This is a genomic window from uncultured Coprobacter sp. (genome assembly GCF_947855755.1).
Taxonomy (GTDB): Bacteria; Bacteroidota; Bacteroidia; order Bacteroidales; family Coprobacteraceae; genus Coprobacter.
On record NZ_CANUAR010000001.1, the window covers coordinates 244,193 to 266,985 of the forward strand.

The 22,793-nt window shown below is 37.8% G+C and carries 16 protein-coding genes; 4 read left to right on the forward strand and 12 right to left on the reverse strand.

Annotated features, from left to right (window positions below):
• Positions 1–85 precede the first annotated feature (85 nt).
• Positions 86–3,304 (reverse strand): ATP-binding protein, encoded by a 3,219-nt coding sequence (locus Q0093_RS00915; protein WP_297928115.1) that lies wholly within the window; start codon positions 3,302–3,304, stop codon positions 86–88.
• Between the two features lie 250 nt (positions 3,305–3,554).
• On the opposite strand from Q0093_RS00915, the gene Q0093_RS00920 reads away from it, so the two are divergent.
• Both Q0093_RS00920 and Q0093_RS00925 read left to right on the forward strand, forming a co-directional pair.
• The gene (locus tag Q0093_RS00920) at positions 3,555–3,926 is read left to right on the forward strand and encodes an arsenate reductase family protein (RefSeq protein WP_297928117.1); all 372 of its coding nucleotides are present in this window, start codon (positions 3,555–3,557) and stop codon (positions 3,924–3,926) included.
• Between the two features lie 305 nt (positions 3,927–4,231).
• Complete coding sequence (locus tag Q0093_RS00925) at positions 4,232–6,472, forward strand: inorganic phosphate transporter (RefSeq protein ID WP_294176816.1); 2,241 nt, start codon at positions 4,232–4,234, stop codon at positions 6,470–6,472.
• Between the two features lie 260 nt (positions 6,473–6,732).
• Here Q0093_RS00925 and Q0093_RS00930 read toward each other — a convergent pair whose 3' ends face one another.
• The 4 genes from Q0093_RS00930 to Q0093_RS00945 form a co-directional block, all read right to left on the reverse strand.
• Entirely contained in the window at positions 6,733–6,960 is a 228-nt protein-coding gene (locus Q0093_RS00930) for a winged helix-turn-helix domain-containing protein (RefSeq protein WP_297302802.1), read from the reverse strand.
• Between the two features lie 298 nt (positions 6,961–7,258).
• Entirely contained in the window at positions 7,259–7,846 is a 588-nt protein-coding gene (locus Q0093_RS00935; protein WP_297928229.1) for an LUD domain-containing protein, read from the reverse strand.
• 2 nt (positions 7,847–7,848) lie between these two features.
• Positions 7,849–9,216: a lactate utilization protein B gene (locus Q0093_RS00940; RefSeq protein ID WP_297928119.1), complete on the reverse strand. Its 1,368-nt coding sequence runs from the start codon at positions 9,214–9,216 to the stop codon at positions 7,849–7,851.
• Entirely contained in the window at positions 9,213–9,953 is a 741-nt protein-coding gene (locus Q0093_RS00945) for a (Fe-S)-binding protein (RefSeq protein ID WP_294176900.1), read from the reverse strand. Before Q0093_RS00945 ends, Q0093_RS00940 begins: the two co-directional genes overlap by 4 nt.
• 179 nt (positions 9,954–10,132) lie before the next feature.
• Between Q0093_RS00945 and Q0093_RS00950 the strand changes: the two genes are divergently transcribed.
• A complete protein-coding gene (locus tag Q0093_RS00950) occupies positions 10,133–11,071 on the forward strand; it encodes a DMT family transporter (RefSeq protein WP_294176813.1) in 939 nt (312 codons plus the stop codon).
• A 44-nt stretch (positions 11,072–11,115) separates the two neighbouring features.
• Here the strand turns inward: Q0093_RS00950 and Q0093_RS00955 are convergent, their stop codons facing one another.
• From Q0093_RS00955 to Q0093_RS00980, 6 genes are all read right to left on the reverse strand, one after another.
• The gene (locus Q0093_RS00955) at positions 11,116–11,988 is read right to left on the reverse strand and encodes an urea transporter (RefSeq protein ID WP_297928121.1); all 873 of its coding nucleotides are present in this window, start codon (positions 11,986–11,988) and stop codon (positions 11,116–11,118) included.
• 18 nt (positions 11,989–12,006) lie between these two features.
• Entirely contained in the window at positions 12,007–13,170 is a 1,164-nt protein-coding gene (locus Q0093_RS00960; protein WP_297928123.1) for a DUF6359 domain-containing protein, read from the reverse strand.
• Positions 13,171–13,263: 93 nt separating this feature from the next.
• Entirely contained in the window at positions 13,264–13,668 is a 405-nt protein-coding gene (trxA, locus tag Q0093_RS00965) for a thioredoxin (RefSeq protein ID WP_294176810.1), read from the reverse strand.
• 1,544 nt (positions 13,669–15,212) lie between these two features.
• A complete protein-coding gene (locus Q0093_RS00970) occupies positions 15,213–16,736 on the reverse strand; it encodes an MBOAT family protein (protein ID WP_297928124.1) in 1,524 nt (507 codons plus the stop codon).
• The gene (locus Q0093_RS00975) at positions 16,723–17,988 is read right to left on the reverse strand and encodes a GDSL-type esterase/lipase family protein (protein ID WP_297928125.1); all 1,266 of its coding nucleotides are present in this window, start codon (positions 17,986–17,988) and stop codon (positions 16,723–16,725) included. Before Q0093_RS00975 ends, Q0093_RS00970 begins: the two co-directional genes overlap by 14 nt.
• Positions 17,985–19,358, reverse strand: a complete 1,374-nt coding sequence (locus Q0093_RS00980; RefSeq protein ID WP_297928126.1) for a hypothetical protein — start codon at positions 19,356–19,358, stop codon at positions 17,985–17,987. The genes Q0093_RS00975 and Q0093_RS00980 overlap by 4 nt, the downstream gene beginning before the upstream one ends.
• A gap of 368 nt (positions 19,359–19,726) precedes the next feature.
• Here Q0093_RS00980 and cls point away from each other — a divergent pair, with 368 nt between their 5' ends.
• A complete protein-coding gene (gene cls, locus Q0093_RS00985) occupies positions 19,727–21,172 on the forward strand; it encodes a cardiolipin synthase (protein ID WP_294176806.1) in 1,446 nt (481 codons plus the stop codon).
• Here the strand turns inward: cls and Q0093_RS00990 are convergent.
• Complete coding sequence (locus Q0093_RS00990) at positions 21,167–22,594, reverse strand: AAA family ATPase (protein ID WP_297928127.1); 1,428 nt, start codon at positions 22,592–22,594, stop codon at positions 21,167–21,169. The two genes, cls and Q0093_RS00990, sit on opposite strands and share 6 nt — an antisense overlap.
• Positions 22,595–22,793: the final 199 nt, after the last annotated feature.

Genomic DNA, 22,793 nt, shown 5'->3' on the forward strand with positions numbered 1-22,793 from the left:
AAACGTCCTCGAAAGAAACTCTCAACACTCTCTTAAACAAGTATTCCGAAAGCTAACGATAACCTTTTGGAATACTTTTTTTCCTTTACAATTTTCCTCTTTCATTTAACCAATATCGTATTCGTTCTTTTAATATTGCTGAAAAAATCGGCTTACTGATATAATCATCACATCCGGCTTCGAGGATACGGTTTCGATCCTGATCAAAAGCAAAAGCCGTAACAGCAATTATCGGAGTGTCCACACCCTTATCCCGCAATTTATATGTAGCTTCTATACCATCCATCTCGGGCATACGTATGTCCATGAGGATTATGTCAGGTCTATGTATTTCTTCGAGCCTCATTACCTCAAAACCATTTATAGCCCTAATAATCTCATATTCCTTTTTCAAAATGATAGAAATCAGCAGAAAATTACTATCCGTATCTTCCGCAACCAGAATCAATGGTTTTCTATTCCCTTTCTGCGACACTTCTTCCTCCGACAGAACCGGTTTCGATTCTTCACGCATATTATCACAAACAAAATTTTCATTCAACGGATAAGTAAACCAAAATCGAGAACCGATTCCCGGTTTCGACTCTACCCCTATTCTTCCGCCCATTTGCTCGACCAAACTTTTACAGATAGAAAGACCGAGTCCTGTCCCATGAACAAAATTATTAAGTTTTATAAAACGGTCAAAAATAGTACCAAGTTTATCAGGCTCGATTCCAACTCCCGTATCACTGACATAAAATTCCAATTCTTTATCATGCACCTTATAACCTACACGTATAAATCCTTTTTTGGTAAATTTGATCGCATTATTCACAAAGTTAGTAATAATCTGATTGATACGATTTTTATCTCCGGGAATTATAGGATCGACAGATGGTTTTTCAAAAAGAAGACGCACATCAGGAGAAACTTTCATTTGCAATGAACGAACAATTTCCTCGCATAAAAGATTGACATTTACCTGTCCTACGACAAAATCGAATGTACCGGCCTCAATCTTCGATATATCAAGAATATCAGAGATTAATTGCAGTAACAATTCATTATTCTCTTTTACGATATTCATAAATTCCCACTTTTCTTCCGAAGAATTGGCATTCATCAACAACTCAGAAAAACCGACTATCGCATTCAGTGGAGTTCGTATCTCGTGACTCATATTCGCTAAAAAAGCAGATTTCAGGCGACCGCTTTCTTCTGCCTTATCCCGGGCCTTTATTAATTTGCGTTCGGTTTCTTTAAGTTCCGTAATATCATAATTAACGCAGATAAGTTCCAATTTACCGGGAGTATTATTCATTACGTCACGCATAACGTTTACCCGTGTCCATTTCCATCCATCTCCATTGCGAACACGGAGTTCTTTACTAAAACTATCTATTTCATTATTCTTCAATTGTACAGTATAATCAAACAATGCCCGACGATCTTCTTCATGCACATGTCGATAAACGCCAATTATCTGATTCAAAGGTGTAGACTCATTTTCTCCTAAATTATTAAACCATTGAGTAATCCCATAACCTGTACAGGAAATCACGTCAAATTTGCAGTATCCTATTTTCCCAAACCTACTAATTAATGAAAACGACGATTCAAATTCTGCAATACGGCTATAAGCCTTATTTATCTCGGTATTATCGATATTAATAAATAAGTAATTAGAAAACTTTCCCCGATTATCATATAAAATACTCACTTTCGTATAAAGATCGATATATCCCTTCTTATCTGTCGGATAATAATTCTCAACTGCTTTAAACGGATAATTAAAGCGAAAAGATACCGCTTCCTGACGTTTCAGCTTATCTTTAATCGCATCAGAAATATTCGGATTCTCAAAAATATTAATTCCCAATGCCGACCTTTTACTTTTCAACCCGAAAATATCGATATCCTTGTTATTCATATCGACTAAATAACCGTTCTCATCATACAACTCTATCCCTACAGGAATATTCGTATAAATATTGTGTAAAATTTTTGCACTCCGATCAAGAGCTTCATGTGCCTTTACGCTTTCTGTAATATCGCTAAACAAAACTACAGCAACACCCGGTTCTGGAGAATATAAAATATTATGCCCTATTTTCTCTGTTCGCGGAAACGTTACATCGATCTCCGTATGTTCATTCATATTGTCAAAACTCGACAATATCTTTATTAAACGCGAAACCGGAGTAACATCGAGTTCCGAAGCTAACATTCCGATCTCTTCTTTTTTTAACCCGGAAATTTCGAGTGCCGCTTCATTCGCATCAACAATCCTATAATCTATAACATTTTTCCGATCGTCACTGATCAACTCCATTCTGACATAACCTATTGGCATGTGCTTATACAAGTTTTTCAAATAAAGTCGTTCCATATCCGCCTTCTTTTCTGATATCCGAAACGCCAGACACAAACTGACAATATTTGCAATCGAGGTAAACCACTGATAATCTTCATTACTCCAATCCCGATAAACATCGATCATATCGATTCCCATAAATCCCCACACACCATCGTCAGTAACCATCGGGACAGCCATCAACGACTTTATATTTCGAGCCCCAAGTCTCTTTTTTTCCAAAACAGCCTCTTCGGGAAGTTCATCTAAATTAAACAAAACGATGGGCTTCATATTCATAATTTGTCGTGTCCACCAAGGCATACTATCGACAGAAAGTTTGCGTATATTTCGATTTTTCTCCTCCAAACTTCCCCTCACCGATTCCGAAAGAATATTTAACTCCCTATTTTCCCAATCATATGAGGCTATATACGCATGTCCTCCCTTAAATTGATACAAAATATCTTCCAAAATTTTATCAATAGCACCCGTTACATCGTCAGATTTAAAAAATTGCAACAACAAACGAGAAATCGAGTTTTGTTGGTATAGCAAATTATTCACGTGTTCCAATGATAATCCTCGCTCTTTTATATCCTCAGGATTATCAATACATTGTAAAAAGCCAAAAGCACATAAATGTCCGTCCTCATTCAGACTCTTTTCTCCTAATTTTGAATGTACCCAAACAACTCCATACTTAGAATAAACCGGGAAGGACTGCTCATATACATCTTGTAACAAAATAGAAGAAAACTCATTTTTAATACGTTCCCGAAAATCTTCTCTTATTAAAAGTTCGAAATCTTCAAAACCGATTATATCAGATTGAAGATCCAATAAATCTATCAAAAAATCAGAACAACGATACGACCTATTCTTAAAATCAGCTTCCCACCATCCCATACGTGCCAAAGACAGCAACTTTCTATATCGGTTATTCTCTCTTTCTATATGTGTATTCACGGAATTAACTTTTTACAATTGCTCATTCTTGCGAATGTAAATATTAATTGTCGAAAAACACAAGCTTTCATGATAAAAACAAATCTGACCAAAACTTTATTTACAGACTTCTCTAAATAGAAAAAACATTTCTTATTGCCATATTCACCTAAAATATTTCTGTAAATTTGCTCCAGAAAAGACTGGTTGAATCTCATTCAAAATTTTCAACAGACTCTAAGAGCATACCAATTTTTAATTATAAAGAATTATGAAACCCCTTTTTATACAATATCCTAAATGCGGGACATGCAGGAAAGCTGCTCAATGGCTGAAAAGCAACAATATAGATGTAATAACTCGTGATATTGTTTCGGATAATCCGACACAACAAGAATTATCGATATGGATAGAAAAAAGCGGAAAACCAATACAAAAATTTTTCAATACAAGCGGCCTACGCTATAAAGAACTGAATCTTAAAGAAAAAATTAAAAATACACAACAAGAAGAACTTTTGCGAATACTTGCCTCTGAAGGGATGTTAGTCAAACGTCCGGTACTAATATCCGGAAATACAGTTCTTACCGGTTTTAATGAAGAAGAATGGTCTAAAGCACTTCTAAAACCAGAAAAAGCTTAGAGCCTGTTTAAATCTTACTCGGGTCAGTTTTGAGAGTTTCTTTCGAGAATGTTTTTCTGATTTTACGAGGAGGATAGCGAACTATCTGACGAATGAAAACGGGAAAAAAGAACGGAAGAAAACACAAAAATAACCTGATAATATTTTTTTGTCGGAAAATTTACGACAGGCTCTTAAATTGGAAAATTCAGATAGGTCCTAAACAAAGATAATTCCTCAAAAAGTCAACATTTCTCATTTTGTAACTTTATTGTAACATCTTTTTCATTCCTTTGCGTCCGTTAAAAGTACAAAAAGGAACTTATATGGAAACATTCTACTTAGGAATCGTTATTTTTCTTTTTATATTAGCCATATTCGACTTAGTAGTCGGAGTAAGTAACGACGCCGTCAATTTCCTAAATTCGGCAATCGGGGCAAAAGCCGCACCGTTCAAAGCAATCATGTGTATCGCCGCAATCGGGATTTTTGTCGGAGCATCCCTCTCCAACGGAATGATGGATATAGCACGTCACGGAATCTACCAACCGGAACATTTCTATTTTACCGAAATCATGTGTATTCTCATTGCCGTCATGCTTACGGATGTCGTGCTTCTCGATATGTTCAATTCATTGGGAATGCCGACATCGACTACAGTTTCTTTGGTATTTGAACTTTTAGGTGGAACTTTTGCATTATCTATCATAAAAATCGCCGGTGATCACTCTTTAGAATTCGGACAATTGCTGAATACCGATAAGGCTTTATCCGTGATTCTGGCAATTTTCGTTTCCGTAGCTATTGCTTTCTTTTTCGGGACTGTGGTACAATATATCGCTCGACTCATATTCACATTCAATTATAAAAAACAGATGAAATATTTCGCTGCGATCTTCGGTGGAATAGCAATAACGACAATCATCTATTTCGTACTGATCAGCGGATTAAAAGAATCATCATTCATGACTCCCGAAAACAAACTATGGATAAAAGAAAATACCGGCTCTCTAATTCTCTATTGTTTTATCGGATCTACCGTACTCATGCAAATATTCCAATGGATACATATCAATGTATTTAAAGTCATTGTTCTGGTGGGAACATTTGCATTAGCCTTAGCATTTGCCGGAAACGATTTGGTAAACTTTATCGGAGTTCCCCTCGCCGGATATTCATCATTTATCGATCTCAGTTCTCAATCAGGGGCTGATCCCGACACATATTTAATGACTTCTCTTATGGGATCGGCACACACGCCATGGTACTTTCTCGTATCTGCCGGACTTGTAATGGTTATAGCATTATTTACTTCAAAAAAAGCTCACAATGTAGTAAAAACATCAGTAGATCTCTCACGTCAGGAAGAAGGAGAAGAAGCTTTCGGAACTTCACCCGTCGCTCGAGTTATCGTGCGGTTGTCAAGTTCTATCAGTTCAAGTCTATCCAATATTATTCCAGATAAAACAAAACGATGGATAGATGCACGATTCAATACAGACGATGCGATTTTAGCAGAAGGGGCAGCATTCGACTTAATAAGAGCCTCTGTAAACTTAGTATTGGCCGGGTTCTTGATAGCAATGGGAACAGCTCTCAAATTACCACTCTCCACTACCTATGTGGCATTTATGGTAGCTATGGGTAGTTCTCTCGCAGACAGAGCTTGGAGTCGTGAAAGTGCCGTATATCGTATTACCGGAGTACTATCTGTAATAGGCGGTTGGTTTATCACTGCCGGAGCAGCATTTTTTATCTGCTTCTTTGTTACTACTATTATACACTTTGGCGGAACAATCGCTATCATAGCTTTTATCGGTTTAGCCATATTCAGTCTTATTCGCAGCCAATTAGTCTATAAAAAAGCGCTTACAAAACAAAAAGGAGATCCGACCGTACAAAAATTGATGAGTAGCCATGATACACAAGAGGCTTTATCTTTACTCCGGAAACATACCAGAGATGAGCTTGGAGCTATACTGGAAGTTGCCTCACAAACTTTTGACAAAACAGTCAACTCATTTATGTCCGAAAGTTACAGAGGACTACGCAAGGCAATGAATCTTATCGACGATGAAAAAGACCATATCAAAAAAGTAAAGCGAATAGGTACATTAGGAGTCGCTCATCTCGACAATAATACCGCGATCGAAAAAGGGTTGTATTATTATCAAGGAAATGATTTCATCAGTGAAGTCATATATAGCATAGGACGTATATGCGAACCTTGTTTGGAACATACCGACAACAATTTCAATCCTTTACAAGAAGCTCAAAAAGAAGAATTTAAACATATTTCCGAAGGTATTACCGATTTTCTGGAACAAGCACGAAATATTATTCTGCAAAATGATTACACAAATTTTGAAGAGGCCATATCTACTGCAAATCATCTGATCAACAGTCTTGCTCAATTAAAACGTGCCGAGCTGAAACGGATACAAGGACAAACCGGAAGTCTGAAAGTAAGCATGGTATACCTTACAATGATACAAGAAGCTCAAAATGTAGTAGCTTACACCAGCAATTTACTGAAAGTCAGCCGAAAATTTCAAGTAGAAGAATAATTTTTAAATGATTTATAAAAAGAGTCCACTCATTTAATGACTGGACTCTTTTTATTTTAAGATAACAAAATACTATACTAAATATAGAAAGCCTGTTCAATTTCATTTGGGTCAGTTTTGAAAAATTCTTTCAAGGATGTTTTGTCGTTTCTATAAAAAGGAAGCAGACTACCACAAATAAAAACTAAAAACAGATCGAGAAAAAACACAAAGATAACCTGATAATGTCTCTTGTCGGAAAATTTAGACAGACTCTAAGACTATCCAAAATGAAAATAACCTTGAATGCATTTGTTACTGAAAAAAAGTTCATTATCCTGTTTCCGACAATATATTTTCCCTTCACGAGCTAACCAGCCGATAGCAGAAAAAAGATCGTCTCGTGTCATATCTAATTTAGAAATAAGCTGGCTGACAGAAAACTCAGAACCGCTCTCCAAAAGATTCCATAGCATTCCTGCATTTTTTCCGATAGGTATCATTTCCATAGTAATTTTATTTTTAAAGTTCATGTCTCAAGATAACTCAATTTATTCAGAAAAACAAATTTTTACATAAAAAATGAGTATACTCCCAACGAACTATCTGGATTTCAGATGTAAAGGCAAGGAGACGGAACGTCTGAAACAGCTTCTTGAACCACAAGCCATTCGGTCTTGCTCCACGTCTATTCAAAGGTATGTATTATAATAGCTATTAACTAACGTATAAATATACGACAAGCTCTAACTCATATAACAATAAGGATCAAAGATTTTTTACTTACAAAAAATTAAATTAACGGTATCATTTCAATATTATCATCACATCCCGTGCACCATGAGCCCCCATAACCAATGCTTGCTCTATATCAGCAGTTTTAGACGGTCCGGAAATAAACACGCCAAAACCGTATTCTCCCGTATCGATTTCCTCGTATGCCTCGTGCATATTATTTACGATATTCTCCTTATCTAATAAAATAACGAGCTTTTCCGCAATAAAATAAATAGCTCGCAACTTTACATCCTGTTCTATCCAGACAGCTCCATTTTCGGCCACACCGATCTTACCTGAAACAATTGCAAGATCCGTCCCATCCAAATCCGCCGGATCAGCGACATCATCCGGATTAAATGTCGCACAAGAAATTCCACTGATATTAGAAGCTATACGCTTTGCTTCGGGATATGCTTTTATGATTATATCATTAATATCCTCACCCTTATTCAGCAGGTGCGATTCTCCACCGACTTGTTTTATTATACTTTGAAATTGCATTATCACGTCCGGATAAACTAAAGCATGCTTTTTCAAAGCTCCTAATTCCGGTTTTTCATATTTTTTATGCACAGCATTCCGGATATTCTGCAATACATTTTCTCTACTGCTCATAATCACTTCACATCTCCATTTTTCCACATTTCATTAAAACTCTTTTCTGAGAATTCCGGCATCTCACGACCATTTCCCCAAGCATTCAATTTATTATAAATAAGAAAACGGGGCATGCGATTAGATAACGGGGCCAATCTCAATGCTGTATTAAAAACCAGAGGACGTTTCATTATAAACTTCATACCTCCTGACATTATTTTTTTCATTCGATCAGCCTTATTAAGTTTATCCAAACCTTGTCTCCACAAATAAATTTGTTCTGCCAAATCCACCTTAGCCGGACAAACATTCGAACACGAATAGCACAACGAACAAGCAGAAACGTTATCTGAATAACGTAATGGGGCTTTCAACATCCCCAAATTGATGCCGATAGGTCCGGGAATAAAATAGGTATATGAATAACCTCCGCTTCTACGATATACGGGACACGTATTCATACAAGCTCCACAACGTATACAATTCAACGCTTTTATATGATTTTGATCGGCAAGAATCTTACTACGGCCATTATCGACCAATATAATATGAAACTCCCCTCCTGCTCTCGGCTTACGATAATGAGAGGTATATGTCGTTATAGGTTGTCCTGTTGCCGAACGCGCCAATAACCGGGTAAATATACTTAAAGATTTACGATCCGGAACAATTTTCTCTATTCCGAAAGCCGCAATCTGCAATTTAGGCTGAGAAACTCCCATATCGGCGTTTCCCTCATTGGTACACACGACAACTTCGCCCGTAGATGCCACAGCAAAGTTGCATCCGGTCATTGCGGCTTCAGCGTGAATAAATTTTTGGCGAAGATTCTTCCGGGCAGCATGAGTTAAATAAGTAGGGTCAAAATTTCCTTTTTCCGTACCCATTTCTTTTTCGAATAATTTCCCGACCTGTTCTCTCTTTATATGAATAGCAGGAAGAACAATATGGCTGGGTTTAAGATGCATCAATTGCAAAATACGCTCACCCAAGTCACTCTCCACTACCTCAATCCCTTTACTTTCAAGAAAAGGATTCAATTCACACTCCTCCGCCAACATCGACTTGCTCTTAATAAAATGCCTGACACCATGCTGTTCCAAGATGCGATAAACGATGTTACAATACTCCTCACCATCCTTCGCCCAATGTACATGAGCGCCATTTGCCTGCGCATTTGCCTCAAACTCCACTAAAAGCTCATCCAAATGGCTGTTACTATACAACTTGGTAGCACAAGCCATATCACGCAGTTCTTCCCATTCAGGGATTTCCTTACTCAATTTATCCCGTTTTTCTCTTACCAACCAAAGAGTTTCATCATGCCATGCAGCTTGTTTTTTATTTTTCAAAAACTCTGCTGCCGCCTTAGAATGTTTCGTACTCATAATCCTGCTGCTAAAACTTCAACGATATGCAATGTCTTTATCGGTAGTTTCTCCCGGAGAATAATACCGTTCTGATGCATTAAACACGAACTGTCTGCTCCGACAATATATTCTGCCCCGGTAGCTATATGTCGCATTATTTTATCATGTCCCATTTGCACAGATACGGCATCTTCTTCTATGGCAAACATCCCGCCAAAACCACAACATTCGTCTTTTCGTTCCGGTTCTACGATTTCTACTCCTTCCACCAAAGACAACAAATCCCGCAATTTACTGAAATATGGGATATTCAATTCACTCGGAGACGACAAATTCATCAAACGAACCCCATGACAGCTGTTCTGGATACTTACCTTATGAGGAAACCTCGCTTTCAGAGATGTCGGCTTAATCACATCATGAATAAATTCACAGATATCATATATCTTACCTTCACTGGCGCAACGATGCTTATCTTTTTGCAACAGCCGCCCATAATTATCCCGGACAAATACGACACAACTTGCCGAAGGTCCTACTATATAATCGTAATCTTTAAAACATTCATCAAAACGACGGGCTAAATCGACTGCTTCATTTTCAAACCCGGCATTCGCCATCGGTTGACCGCAACAAGTCTGGTCTATCGGATAATCTACATCTATACCCAAACTTTTCAGCAACTTATATGAAGCAACGCCTACCTGAGGATATACTGCATTGATATAGCAAGGGATAAATAGAGCTACTTTCATCATCTTCCAACGAATAATTCAATTCTACTATGTTAAATACAAAATTAAAAGAAAGATGTATAGCGAACAAGAATATTTTCCAAAAACAATAACGTATCTTTGCAGACGTTTTTCCGACGATTTACAATTAACGAAAAAAAAGAAAGCAAACGATTGATCGATCAGTCAATTATAAAAATATGAACACAAAGACTAAAGGTTATATCTTAGGTATTATCGCAGCTGCAGCTTACGGAATGAATCCTTTGTTTGCTCTCCCTTTATACAAAGCAGGGATGAACCCGGATTCTGTTCTTTTTTTCAGATATCTGTTCGCCATCCCGGTATTAGGGATTATGATCAAGGCAAGAGGACGCAATTTTAAACTAAAACGTAAAGAAGTATTGCCATTAGTCATCATGGGACTATTAGTAGCCCTTTCCTCGTTGGCTCTATTTTTAAGCTACAATTATATGGAAGCCGGTATTGCATCGACATTATTGTTTGTTTACCCGATTATGGTAGCTCTGATCATGGCTTTCGCATTTAAGGAAAAGTTGACTCTACTAACTGTTTCTTGCATTTTGTTGGCATTAGTAGGTATCGGATTACTCTATAAAACCGGTGACGGATCGACGCTTAGTACGACCGGAATAATTTTGGTAATGGTTTCCGCACTCTCTTATGCAACTTACATCGTCGGTGTCAACAGGTCGGTATTAAAAGATGTCGCAACACTCAAACTTACTTTTTACATTTTATTATTCGGAATGACTCTGTTCCTGGTACGTGTCGATTTCGGGAAAAGCTTACTCACCGTCGATACATGGTATCTTTGGGGGAATTTAATAGCTTTGGCTATTTTCCCGACAGCCATATCCTTCCTCTGTACTACTCAAGCTGTTCAATATATAGGATCTACTCCGACTGCTATTCTCGGAGCATTAGAACCTTTGACTGCCGTTTTTTTCGGAGTAACTGTTTTCGGAGAAGTTCTGACTCCAAGATTGTGCTGCGGAATACTAATGATCATTTTGGCGGTAACCCTTATTATCGCAGGAGGAAATATAACTACTTATATGGTTCGTTTCAGAAAAATGTTTCCCAAACTCCCGATTAAAAAGAAGACTATTCATTAAAAAGAGCCTGCATAAATTTTCCGTCAGTTAAAAATCTTACATCATCAAATAAGAACGTTCATCTTCTTTTTTCCGGATGCCAATTTGTTGATTCCCATTGTACACCATACAGACAAGACAAACGGTGCAGTTAGCGTAACAATTCCTAATTTCATCCCAACAAATTGTAATAACATCGATATCAAGACAGATAATACTGCATAAAATGCTCCTTTCCATGTTTTATCACCCAGAGCAATTGCGCACAACACACCGTTATATCCCATCAGTCCCATATTCAATACCGAGTATTCGACTCCCGCAAACAAAGAGACAACAACAGATAATAAAGACGCCAGTACCACATAAAAAGCATTTAAACGAGAATTTATAAAAATCGCTGCTAAAAAAAACAATCCGGAGACGATTGTCTCTCCCTGAAACATGACCTGACCGATATTCAAGCTGAACGCACGGAATAAGTCCGGATTATATTCCATAACAAAAGAAGACGACGACAACAATAATGAAGGGAGAAAGAGTGAACATATCCCCAATAACAACCACACTGTTATAATAAACGGAGCTGTAAATCCCGGCAACCACCTCTGTTTACCGAACAACCGGGTAACCCATGTAGAAAAAGCAGATGCGATAACCATCAATAATACAGATGACAACGAAATTTGCATAAATACTCCTATTGCTATTCCCACTAACGTACCGTTAAAGCCATACAATCCAGCTCTTATATCTTCCTGTTTATATCCCGATAAATATGCCGTCAATGTACCTATGCCATTACCGGCTAAAGCCAATAATCCCATCTGCCATGAATTGAGAAATATTCCCAATAGCATTATTATTCCGGACAAAGCATTGTTTTGGAACATTACTTGCCCGATTCCTCTACCCAATGTAAACAATACGCTATTCATAAGATTCGGTTTACAAAATCATAATATAATTTTCCGAATACATGACCCGCTTCGTATAATATACGCTCCCGGTAGCAGAGGTATAGAAATATTTTTTACACAGTCTTTTATCGAAAAGACTAAAGAACCGTTTATCGTATATATATCGAGAGCTTCGGCTTTATCTGTAAAACTCAAAGACAATATTCCGTCATTTACCGACACGCAAAAAGTATCATCTTTCTCAGAGCGTATAATAGAGGCCGGTCGCAAATAATCGCTAATACGAATATTATCAATATTAACACCATCAGAAGAATTTTCGGATTTAGCAATTTTCACCCGATAGTTTCCGGGACGATTCACCAATACCTGAAACTCTTTCAGTGTCTTTTCAGGAGTAAGTCCGGAAGCCACACACTCCCAAGATTTACCCTGATCGCCTGAAATATAAACCGCAATCCGTCCTTTTTTATCGGTATCATAAAACGCCGCCCAAAAACGAATGTAACCGATCCCATTCGACTTATCCTCCTTCATACAAATAGATCCGGGACTACCTGACGTACTCTCCGTCAATCGCAAATGAGCTGAAGCTCCACCCCATTTGGCATCTTTTCCCGTTTCACCTAAGGCAGCACCTTCAAACACCCAAGGAATCGCATTATCCTCTCCATAAAAAACCCCTCCTCCATACATATTTCCGGAAATAGGCTTATAACCATCCTTCGCTTCAAAATCTTCAAAAATATTCCAATATACAGTTTCGTCCTCCAATGGCTGTTCGGGCAAAACAAAATCTTTGAGATTCTTAATTCCCGATAATGTCTGAAATAATGACAAATTACCTTGCAAAAGCAATTTTTTGTTCCAATACATAGGATACTCATCCAAATTACAAATATCCGTATTAGTTGCCCCCAACTGCACAGTCACACATTTTTCGAGCCTATATTCAAAAGGCATATCCGCAATCAGATAAGTAGATGTTCCTTCAAACGGAGGAGCCATATTATAAAAATGCTTATTATTGCTATAATTAACATACTCTCCTACAATATAACCACTTACATAACACAACATATTGTTGTTTTTCTTCGACAATGCTTCTTCTACCGTAAAAGGGGAAGAAACAGAACCGTCACCGGCATACAATGAAACCGAATGCAAAAAAGCTACAAACGCAATAAATAAACCTCGCATTACAAATAATATAAAATAAAACTACTCCATAAAACAAAATCTGTCCGAACTTATCAATTCGGACAGATTCCGGCTAAATATTATTCGACCTTTTTACTTCTTATCGACATGCTTCAATACAAAATCTTTCAGATCTTTTTTCTCCACAGCTCCGACAATCTGATCTACCTTTTTCCCGTTTTTAAAAAGAATAAATGTCGGAATCGATCTTATTTGATATCTTGTAGCCAAATCTTTATTCGAATCAACATCGACCTTTCCGAATTTAGCTTTTCCTTTCAGCTCTCCGGCTATTTCATCGACAATCGGAGACATCTGCCGACATGGAGGACACCATGTTGCCCAAAAATCTACCAAAACAACACCTTTTGCCGTTTCGGCAGTAAAATTCGAAGCGTTCAACACTTTTACTTCGCCACTGCCTGAATTACTTTTTTCCTGAGCAAAAACAGGTACGAACATCATCAATAATATAATCTGACTTAAATACTTTTTCATAATAATCATCTTTCAAGTTATTATACAAAGATAATCCTTTTCTTAAATAAATCCTTTTTAAAATGAATTATTAACAAAGCTGCTATAAAAAACGATTTAAAAATCTATCAAAAAGATCTGTATAAAATTCAAACAATCTCTAAGGTGTACTGTTATTATTGGCATACACTTCATTATAAATATCTATCAGTTTCCTCCCCGTATAACTCCAGTATGTATTTTATCGCTGTCCGAATATACGACGAGAATATAGTCTGCATAGCTTCGTTGGTCTATACCATTATCAAATTATAAGATACAGAATCTTTCATACATAGGGGAAATTGGTTTTTACATAGTTCTTGTTTGAAATCCCTCTTCCCGGAGGAAGAGGGACATTGGACTGGATTTCCATTCCAAGCACTCATGGAGTTGTATTTGTGTGCCTTTTCAATTTTATTTTCGTTGAAAATTTTTACAGGTAATAATAACTTTTGTACGGATAAAAGGGTCATTATTACTCATCATCGCAATGTCGACAGATTTTTCTATTGTCGGGTCTTAGACGCAAATAATCTGAATTTACGAATGTGTGCGATTGAGGTACGATAAGTGGTCAGGTATATGTGTTTTTCCTGTTTTTTTGTGTTAGCGGGGACACAAAGAAAAGGGGATACACCACGCTGAACATTACTCAAGTGAGGCTGTAGGAGGCCTTAAAGCGGTAAAGTCAGCGGGCATATCCCCCCGATTTTTATATACGAACAAATACCATACTTCTAAGAAAGCATGACAACGTATAATTACATCGTGGGGGATTGCTTCGCCTACTCTGCACTCGTCGCCCTGCAAAATTTCCTACATTTCACTTGAACAAGTGCATTTTATCGTCGCAATCGCAATCTCTTTTCATCCGAAAAGAAATCTGTTTACTGCAAATATACGTTTTTAAGTTGGCCGATCACTATCCATATTCTATATTTTCGTGTGAATGACTAATTTTACTAAATAAAATCTACAAGGAAAGAGGTCGGATGTTAATTGTTTTCAGAGGGTACTTTGTCATTTTTTATATTATAAAATATAAAAAAGGGGGATATACACCACTGAACTTTACCCAAGTGAGGCTGTAGGAAGCCCAAAAGGCAGTAAAGTCAGCAGGCATACCCCCAATACTGTAAAGAATACGTTTAAAAGTTCCGTATAATTACACCAAAGGGAATTGCTGCGCCTACTCCGCGTTTGTTTACTTTTGTAAAATTTCCTACATCTCACTTGGACAAACGCATTTTGTTATTACAACCAAATTCTTTTTTCTTCCGAAAAAGAACCTCTTTTTGCAAATATACGTTTTTTTACATTATTCTATCACTTTCTATAACAATTTATCATAAATATTTATTCTTTTTTTCATTTCCCCAAATACAAAATAGGCGTAAAAATCTATTTATCATTACCTTTTTCAAGGCTTCGACAAACCATGCAGAATAGCAATAGTCTCACACCATCCGACATAATAAAAACAACTCTCAATCAAATTTCAAGCAAAATTTAGGCAGTAAGCTCTAAAACTGAAAATAAATGAACGGCTGCAACTCGCTCGATTTTATCTGTATTACCAACACAATCAACAATGCAAACGCAAATGCCTTAACGGTAACCGGAGACATTTCTATTTTCCTTGCCACTCCCTCAGAATAACGATGAGGAAGAAAATGCAACAAAAATCCTAAACAGATAAAAAACAAAACATTGGCATATCCCGATATAAAATCCCAAACAATCTCCGGATGAAACTCGGTAAAAATACGGGAAAATACAGACTTTGCCACTTCCATAGAAGGAGACCTGAAAAATACCCAACCGATACAGACCAAATTAAATGTGAGGATTATGCTTAAAACATTAGTCCAATACCAACGACTGCGAATCTCCTTAGATGCAGGGAACATGCTCCTGAACCATTTATGTAGTACCAATAATAGTCCATGCCAAGCACCCCACAAAACGAACAGCAAAGAAGCTCCATGCCAAAATCCGCCGATCAACATGGTCAGCATCAGATTGATATAGGTGCGAACTTTACCTTTACGATTACCCCCCATAGATATATACAGATAATCTCTTAACCATGAAGACAAAGAAATATGCCACCGTCTCCAAAACTCGGTGATCGATGTCGATTTATATGGAGAATCAAAATTGATGTTAAAACGAAAGCCTAACAACAACGCTATCCCTATCGCCATATCGGAATAACCTGAAAAATCACAGTATATTTGTAAAGCGTAGGCATATACTCCCATCAAATTTTCAAAACCGGTATATAATGTCGGATTATCAAAAATGCGATCTACGAAATTAAGACTGATATAATCGGATATAACGACTTTCTTAAACAGACCTGCCATGATAAGAAACATACCCCGACCGAACATTTCTCCGGAAACAAAAATCGGCTGTTTCATCTGTGGAATAAAATCTCGTGCTCTGACAATAGGCCCGGCAACTAATTGGGGGAAAAAGGAAACATAAAAAGCATAATCCCGCCATCTTTGCAAAGGTTCTATCTGTTTGCGGTAAATATCGATGATATAACTCATCGACTGAAAGGTAAAAAATGAAATTCCTACGGGTAAAACGATATCGAATGGCTCGAATTGTCTGTTGACAGCACTATAAAACAGATCGAAAATAAAATTGGTATATTTAAAATACCCTAACATACAAATATTAACGATAAGGCTTAATGTAACTAACCATTTGCGTGATACTTTTCGTTCTGTACGATACAAAAGTCGGCCTATAAAAAAATCGAATGTACAGACAAATATAAGCACCAATAAATAAATACCGCTCGATTTATAATAGAAATAGAATGAAAACAACATTACATATAGATTCCGCAACAGTTCATTTTTGCGGCAATAGCGGTATAAAAACAAAAATGCCAGAAATAAGAAAAAGAAAAAACCGCTATTGAACAACATCGGGTTATTCGGATCATATAGGAACTGAGCACCCAATTTATGAATGTCCAATCCAAGCTTTTCAAATAACTCACCCAACCATCTGCTATTTTCCAACATAATCGTTATAACCTTTTATAATCGCATCATACAGCAGGTTTCCCTGCAATTCATATCCCTTTACATTAAAATGTATCCTATCTCGCGCCGAAAGCTGATATTTCATCCATGATTTAGCTGATCCCCGACCTCCGGATATCGAGAAAAGATCCCAACAGGCAAGGCCTTTATCAACGGCATACCTACGAATTGTTTCAGCAACCTTCTCGACTTTTGTATTAGGAACATAGGTATAATAATATTTCTTTTTCCCTTTTCTCCGGATACGCCGATGACATTCCGGAGGTGTAGTCAACAAAAATACTGCTCCGGGATGAATATCCCGCAACATAGACACTACCCGATCTATCTGGTCATAAATATCTTTTTGGTCACATTTCCCGAAAGCTTCATTCGTTCCTAATGATAAAATGATAAGATCCGGAGTCAACGCCGCAGTCTGATTCAAAACTTGTCCGGCCTCGGCATAATGAGAATAGCAACTCCCGTTAATGCCCGATGAATGATATAATATACCCGAATTTCGGTTTTCAAGACTCATAGAGTAATAAATACTCGTATCGCCGAGCATAGATTGCCCCTTCAAATGCAGGTTACATACTAATGTATCTAATTCGATACGAGAAGCAAACGGCCACCGAGTAGGATAATAATTCACTCCTTTTTTTTGCGAAACGACAGATAAAGGCGATGTCCTCGGATGATGAAAAACCGTTACCGAACAAAAAGCATTGCAAGAATCGGTCTTACTCAAAGTTGCAATATCAAAAAAGAAAGATGTATCCCGAGTTGCGACAGCCATCCCCCCGAGTCCCGGACACGGGTAATTCTTGCGATCGACACACCGACTCCCGAACCACGATGCTGTCGAACGGATTGCATAGTCACGAGGCTCATTACTCTTGATCAATTTCAAAGGGACGATTAGTCCCCTACCCGCATTTCCAAAATCGGACTGAAAACGACGCATCACTTGTCCGCTAAAAAAACCTCCCTGAATATGAGAATCCCCAAGATGAAGAACATTAACTACTTTCCGAACCGTATCTGTATCTGACTTTAAAATCTTCAATTTTTCATAAAGAGAGACCATCGTATTTAAAGAATCGGACAAAATATTTTCTTTCACATGAATAAAAGGATACTCCGTCAAACTATCTTTGACAGTAACGGATACATTCTCTTGCGCATTCGTTACACGAAAAAAGCACAAAGAAAATACAAGTATGGAAATAACGACAAAATATCTCATAATCCCGACTCCTGATTATAACGATACATCAATGCTTCAACAAATTTTTTTGCTATCGGACGCCCTCCGGCATGTGTAATATGCGTATAATCTTTATTTGCCCAAACCGGTTTATGTTCCACATAAGAAATCATACTGTTCTCTCCTCCCATCGCCATAAAAGTATCCCAGAAAACCGATTTCGTATCCCGTGCGATTTTTCGCTGAGCTGCAATCATTTCATATATTTCGGGCATCGTTTCAAACCCGTTTGTTCCCCGTCTGCTCCGGTCACCGACTCCCATAATAAGAATATCCGAATCGGGATAACACTCCTTTAAATGCCGAACGACTTTTGTCATTCGGTCGGTATATGCACGATAATCATAAACATCTTTAGAAACGACATTTTGCCCGTATTCCAATACGATCAAATCATAATCTACATATCGGGACATTTCACGGCTAAGCGAAAAACTTACCTGAGACAAGTTCGTTCCGGAAGTACCTCTCAAAGAGTAGTTATCGACACATATCCCGGTTTTGTCATTCAAATACACTCCAAAAGCCGTAAATCCCGACGGATGGGATAACTTAATATCCAACGAAGAAATTTCACCGTCTATTTCGATACATTGCAAACTATCCGCCGAAAGCGGGTTATACACACGTGCTTCCTCCTTATTGATCGCTAAACGGACCTCCGTACTCTCCCGATTTACAAACAAAAATTTCGCTGAACCAAAAGCACTCAGCCCTTTCAATGACGAAATACCTTTAAATGTCGCAGAAGCTCCGTCTTCTGGTATAAAATATTGGCCGGCTATAAAAATATCATTTTTATCCGACTTCGTATGATTCACGACCGAAACGGTCGACCAATGATCGAATTGATGTCTGACCGTCCGTCGAAAACCCGCCGTCATCGAAGCCATAGGAACATACCCGACTCCTCTCCCGCCAAAACGTTCTTGCAATTCTTCTCGAATATTCTGAGTCAAAATATCGGCTTCTATAAAAGAATCTCCCAGAAAAGCTATTCTCACCGGACGTTCTTTCACTTCATCCAGCGCATGACAAAAGCGATTCAATCCCGATCCGTCTTCAGAATAATCTTCAAATAAAACGACTCCATTAGGCTTGTGTACAGGCTTTTTTTGCCGAACGACCGTATCCCTCTTTACAACAAGCGTATCGGAATCGGCAACAACAGGCCGATCCGGCTTTTCAGCATGCAATTGCGGCTTCACCAGACGAATATCGGAAAGCATATCTACTTTACGGGAAGTAAACGAACCTACTTTTATCTCGGGAACGAATGAAAACAACACGAGGAACAACAATGTCCACAAGAGTGTTTTAAACACATCATTCAAATAATCTTTCTTCATTCTCCTCAAAAATATCTCTACCTGAAATTTATCAAGATAACAATAGAATATTGCCTATTATATTAAAACGAGTGCAAAAGTATTATTTTTTAATTCATTATCACATATATTTTCTTCAGAACCTGTTTAAATTTTCCGATAAGGAAATTACATCCGGTTATCTTTATGTTTTCTGTCAGTCCGTTTCCCTGTTTTCATTCGCCGGATAGCTTACCATCATCCTTATAAAAAACCAAAAACTGCCTCTAAAGAAATTCTCAAAACCGACCCATGCAAAATTTAGGCAGGTTCTTATCGACATAAATATTGATAAATTCATTTTTTATCCTTAATTTAGCTTTCCAAAAATATCCTAAATAACCGATTCCATGCTTTATCTGAATATAATTCAAAACATCGACCAATGGGTATATAACAGCCTGTACGTAATATATTTGATTACTATTATAGGTACGATCTTGGTTATTATATCGGAAAATCGTAATCCGGTAAAAAGTATTGCATGGATAGTCGTTCTTCTCTTCCTGCCTATTGTCGGTATCGTCTTTTACTTCTTTTTCGGTCAGGAATATAGAAGGCAACACATGATTTCACGAAAAGGGAAAAGAAAACTTCAACAACTTACAGAAGACCCCGATGTAGATCTTCAAGAAATGCCTTTATCTGAAGAGAGTAAACAACAGATACGACTGGCATACACACTCGGAAAATCCGGACTGCATCCCGGTAATGAAGTAACGGTTTTTACCAACGGAAAAGATAAATTCGCCTCTTTGATAGAAGATATTAAAAATGCCCAAACATTCATTCACCTGCAATATTATATTTTTGCCAACGACCGACTCGGAAATACGATTAAACAACTCTTAATCGATAAAGTCAAAGAAGGAGTAATTGTACGAGTTATTTACGATGATGTGGGTTGCTGGAAAGTGAAACAGCATTTTTTTGACGAAATGGAGGCAGCGGGTGTCGATGTGCGCCCATTTCTAAAAGTCACTTTTCCTCAATTAGCCAATAAACTGAATTACCGAAACCACCGGAAAATAGTCATTATAGACGGGAAAATAGGGTATGTCGGAGGAATGAATATTGCCGACAGATATCAAGATGGTGTGGCATGGGGAATATGGAGAGATACGCACATACGTATTACCGGTTCTGCCGTGTACGGATTACAAACTGCATTTTCTATCGACTGGAGTTTTACGACAAGAGAGTTGCTGTCCGACAACCTCTATTTTCCGCCCGTACCACGTACCGGAAACATAAACATCCAAATTCTCACCAGCGGCCCGATAGGTGAATGGAAAGGTATTTCGCTTTCATTTCTGAAAGCCATTTCAAACGCCAAACAGCATATATACATACAGACTCCGTATTTTCTGCCTACCGAAAGTCTGATGAAAGCTTTACAGGTCGCTGCGCTTTCTAAAGTCGATGTAAGATTAATGTTACCCGAAAAGTCAGATTCTCCTATCTTGCAATTAGCTTCACACTCGTATCTGACCTCTATGCTAAAAGCCGGCATTAAAATATATTTTTATCAGAACGGTTTTCTCCATGCCAAAAGCATCACGATCGACAATGAGTTTTCAACAATAGGATCAACAAATCTGGATTTCAGAAGTTTCGACCACAATTTTGAAATAAATGCATTCATGTATAGTAAGGAGCTCACCGCACAAATGAAAAATATCTTTTTGGACGATCAAAAAAAATGCAGGCGCATCACTCTGAATTTATGGAAGAAAAGACCTCTTTGGAACAAGATATGCGAATCGGTAGTACGACTATTAAGTCCTGTATTATAACTCTAATTTATTTTCTGCAAGGTTTTGTTCCAAATTGATTAAATAAAGATGCTCCGTAGCCCGAGTAAATGCAGTATAAAGCCACCGAAAAAAATCCAGTTCAAGCCCTTCGGCTCGTATATATCCCATATCTACAAATACATTCTTCCATTGTCCCCCCTGAGCTTTATGACAAGTAACCGCATATGCATATTTTACCTGTAAGGCATTAAACCAAGGATCAACTTTAATTTTTTTCATCTTCTCTCGTTTGTTAGGAATATCATAATAATCCTCAAGAACATTCATAAAAAGACGATTATTCATTTCCATAGTTAAGGAAGGTGCGTCGGACATCAATGTATCCAAAATAATTTTAGATTCTATTTCCACATCATAATCAGGAAAATACAGAGCAACATCGGCAAAACGAAACCCATACATTTCACGAGTATTTCTCACCTTCACGACACGGGCAACATCTCCATTAGCTATAAAATCGAGTTCTTTATACTCCCGACTCCAGAAATAGTTATTCTTTGCAACCAAAAGTAAATCGCCCGAAGTAAGCTCTTCTTCCCGATAAAGTATCTGATTTCGAATTCCTTGATTAAAAACCCCTGCACGTTTATTGGAGCGTGTTATTACAATTGTGTCATCCATTCCGTCTCGACTATATGCTGAAGATAAGGTTTCGATCAGATCCTCCCCACCGACTCGCTGCACATCAGCGTAACCTTGCAAACGTATTTTCGGAAGCGGTAACGGATTCTCTCCCATCAACATACGTAGGCGGGTAGCATTAAAAAGAATTCCTGAATCATCTGACTGACGAGCAACTTGACGCAATTCAAAGTCAATAACAGACAACCCGTATTTCATTAAATTACTTTTCTCAAGTGCCGGACTTCGGGTCTGTCCTACCGGAGGCAACTGAGCCGAATCGCCTAATAAAATCAAACGACAGCCCTCTCCCGCATAAACATATTCTACCAAGTCATCCAATAATCGGCCTGAGCCATATATCATCTGCTCACCGCCGCCATTGGCAATCATGGATGCCTCATCGACAATAAACAGGGTATCTTTATGCAGATTATCGGTTATCTGAAAACCCTCATAATCTGCCGAAAAAACTTTTTGCCGATATATCTTTTTATGAATCGTATAAGCCGGATGAGTAGCATACCCTGAAAAAACTTTTGCAGCTCTGCCCGTAGGCGCTAATAGAACAGTCTTCCGTTGAAATCCGGACAAAGTCCGTACCAATGCTCCGATCAAAGAAGTTTTACCCGTACCTGCATACCCGTTAATTAAAAACAAAGACCGGGAATCCCGATCGAAAAGAAACATAGCGAGTCGCGCAATCAGTTCGGCCTGCTCCTCCGTAGGTTTATATGGCAAATTCTCTGCAAATTTTCGAATAAAAAATTCGTTTATCATCTTATTAAAAAATAAAGTAGAATACAAAAATAGGTCATACGGTTTTCTTTTGCTATTTTTGCAATAAGAATCTGGCTCTAAGAGCCTGTCTAAATTTTACTCGGGTCAGGTTTGAGATTTTCTTTCGAGGATGTTTTGTCGTTTTTACGAGGATGATAGCGGGCTATCTGACGAGGGAAAACGGGAAAAAAGACCGGAA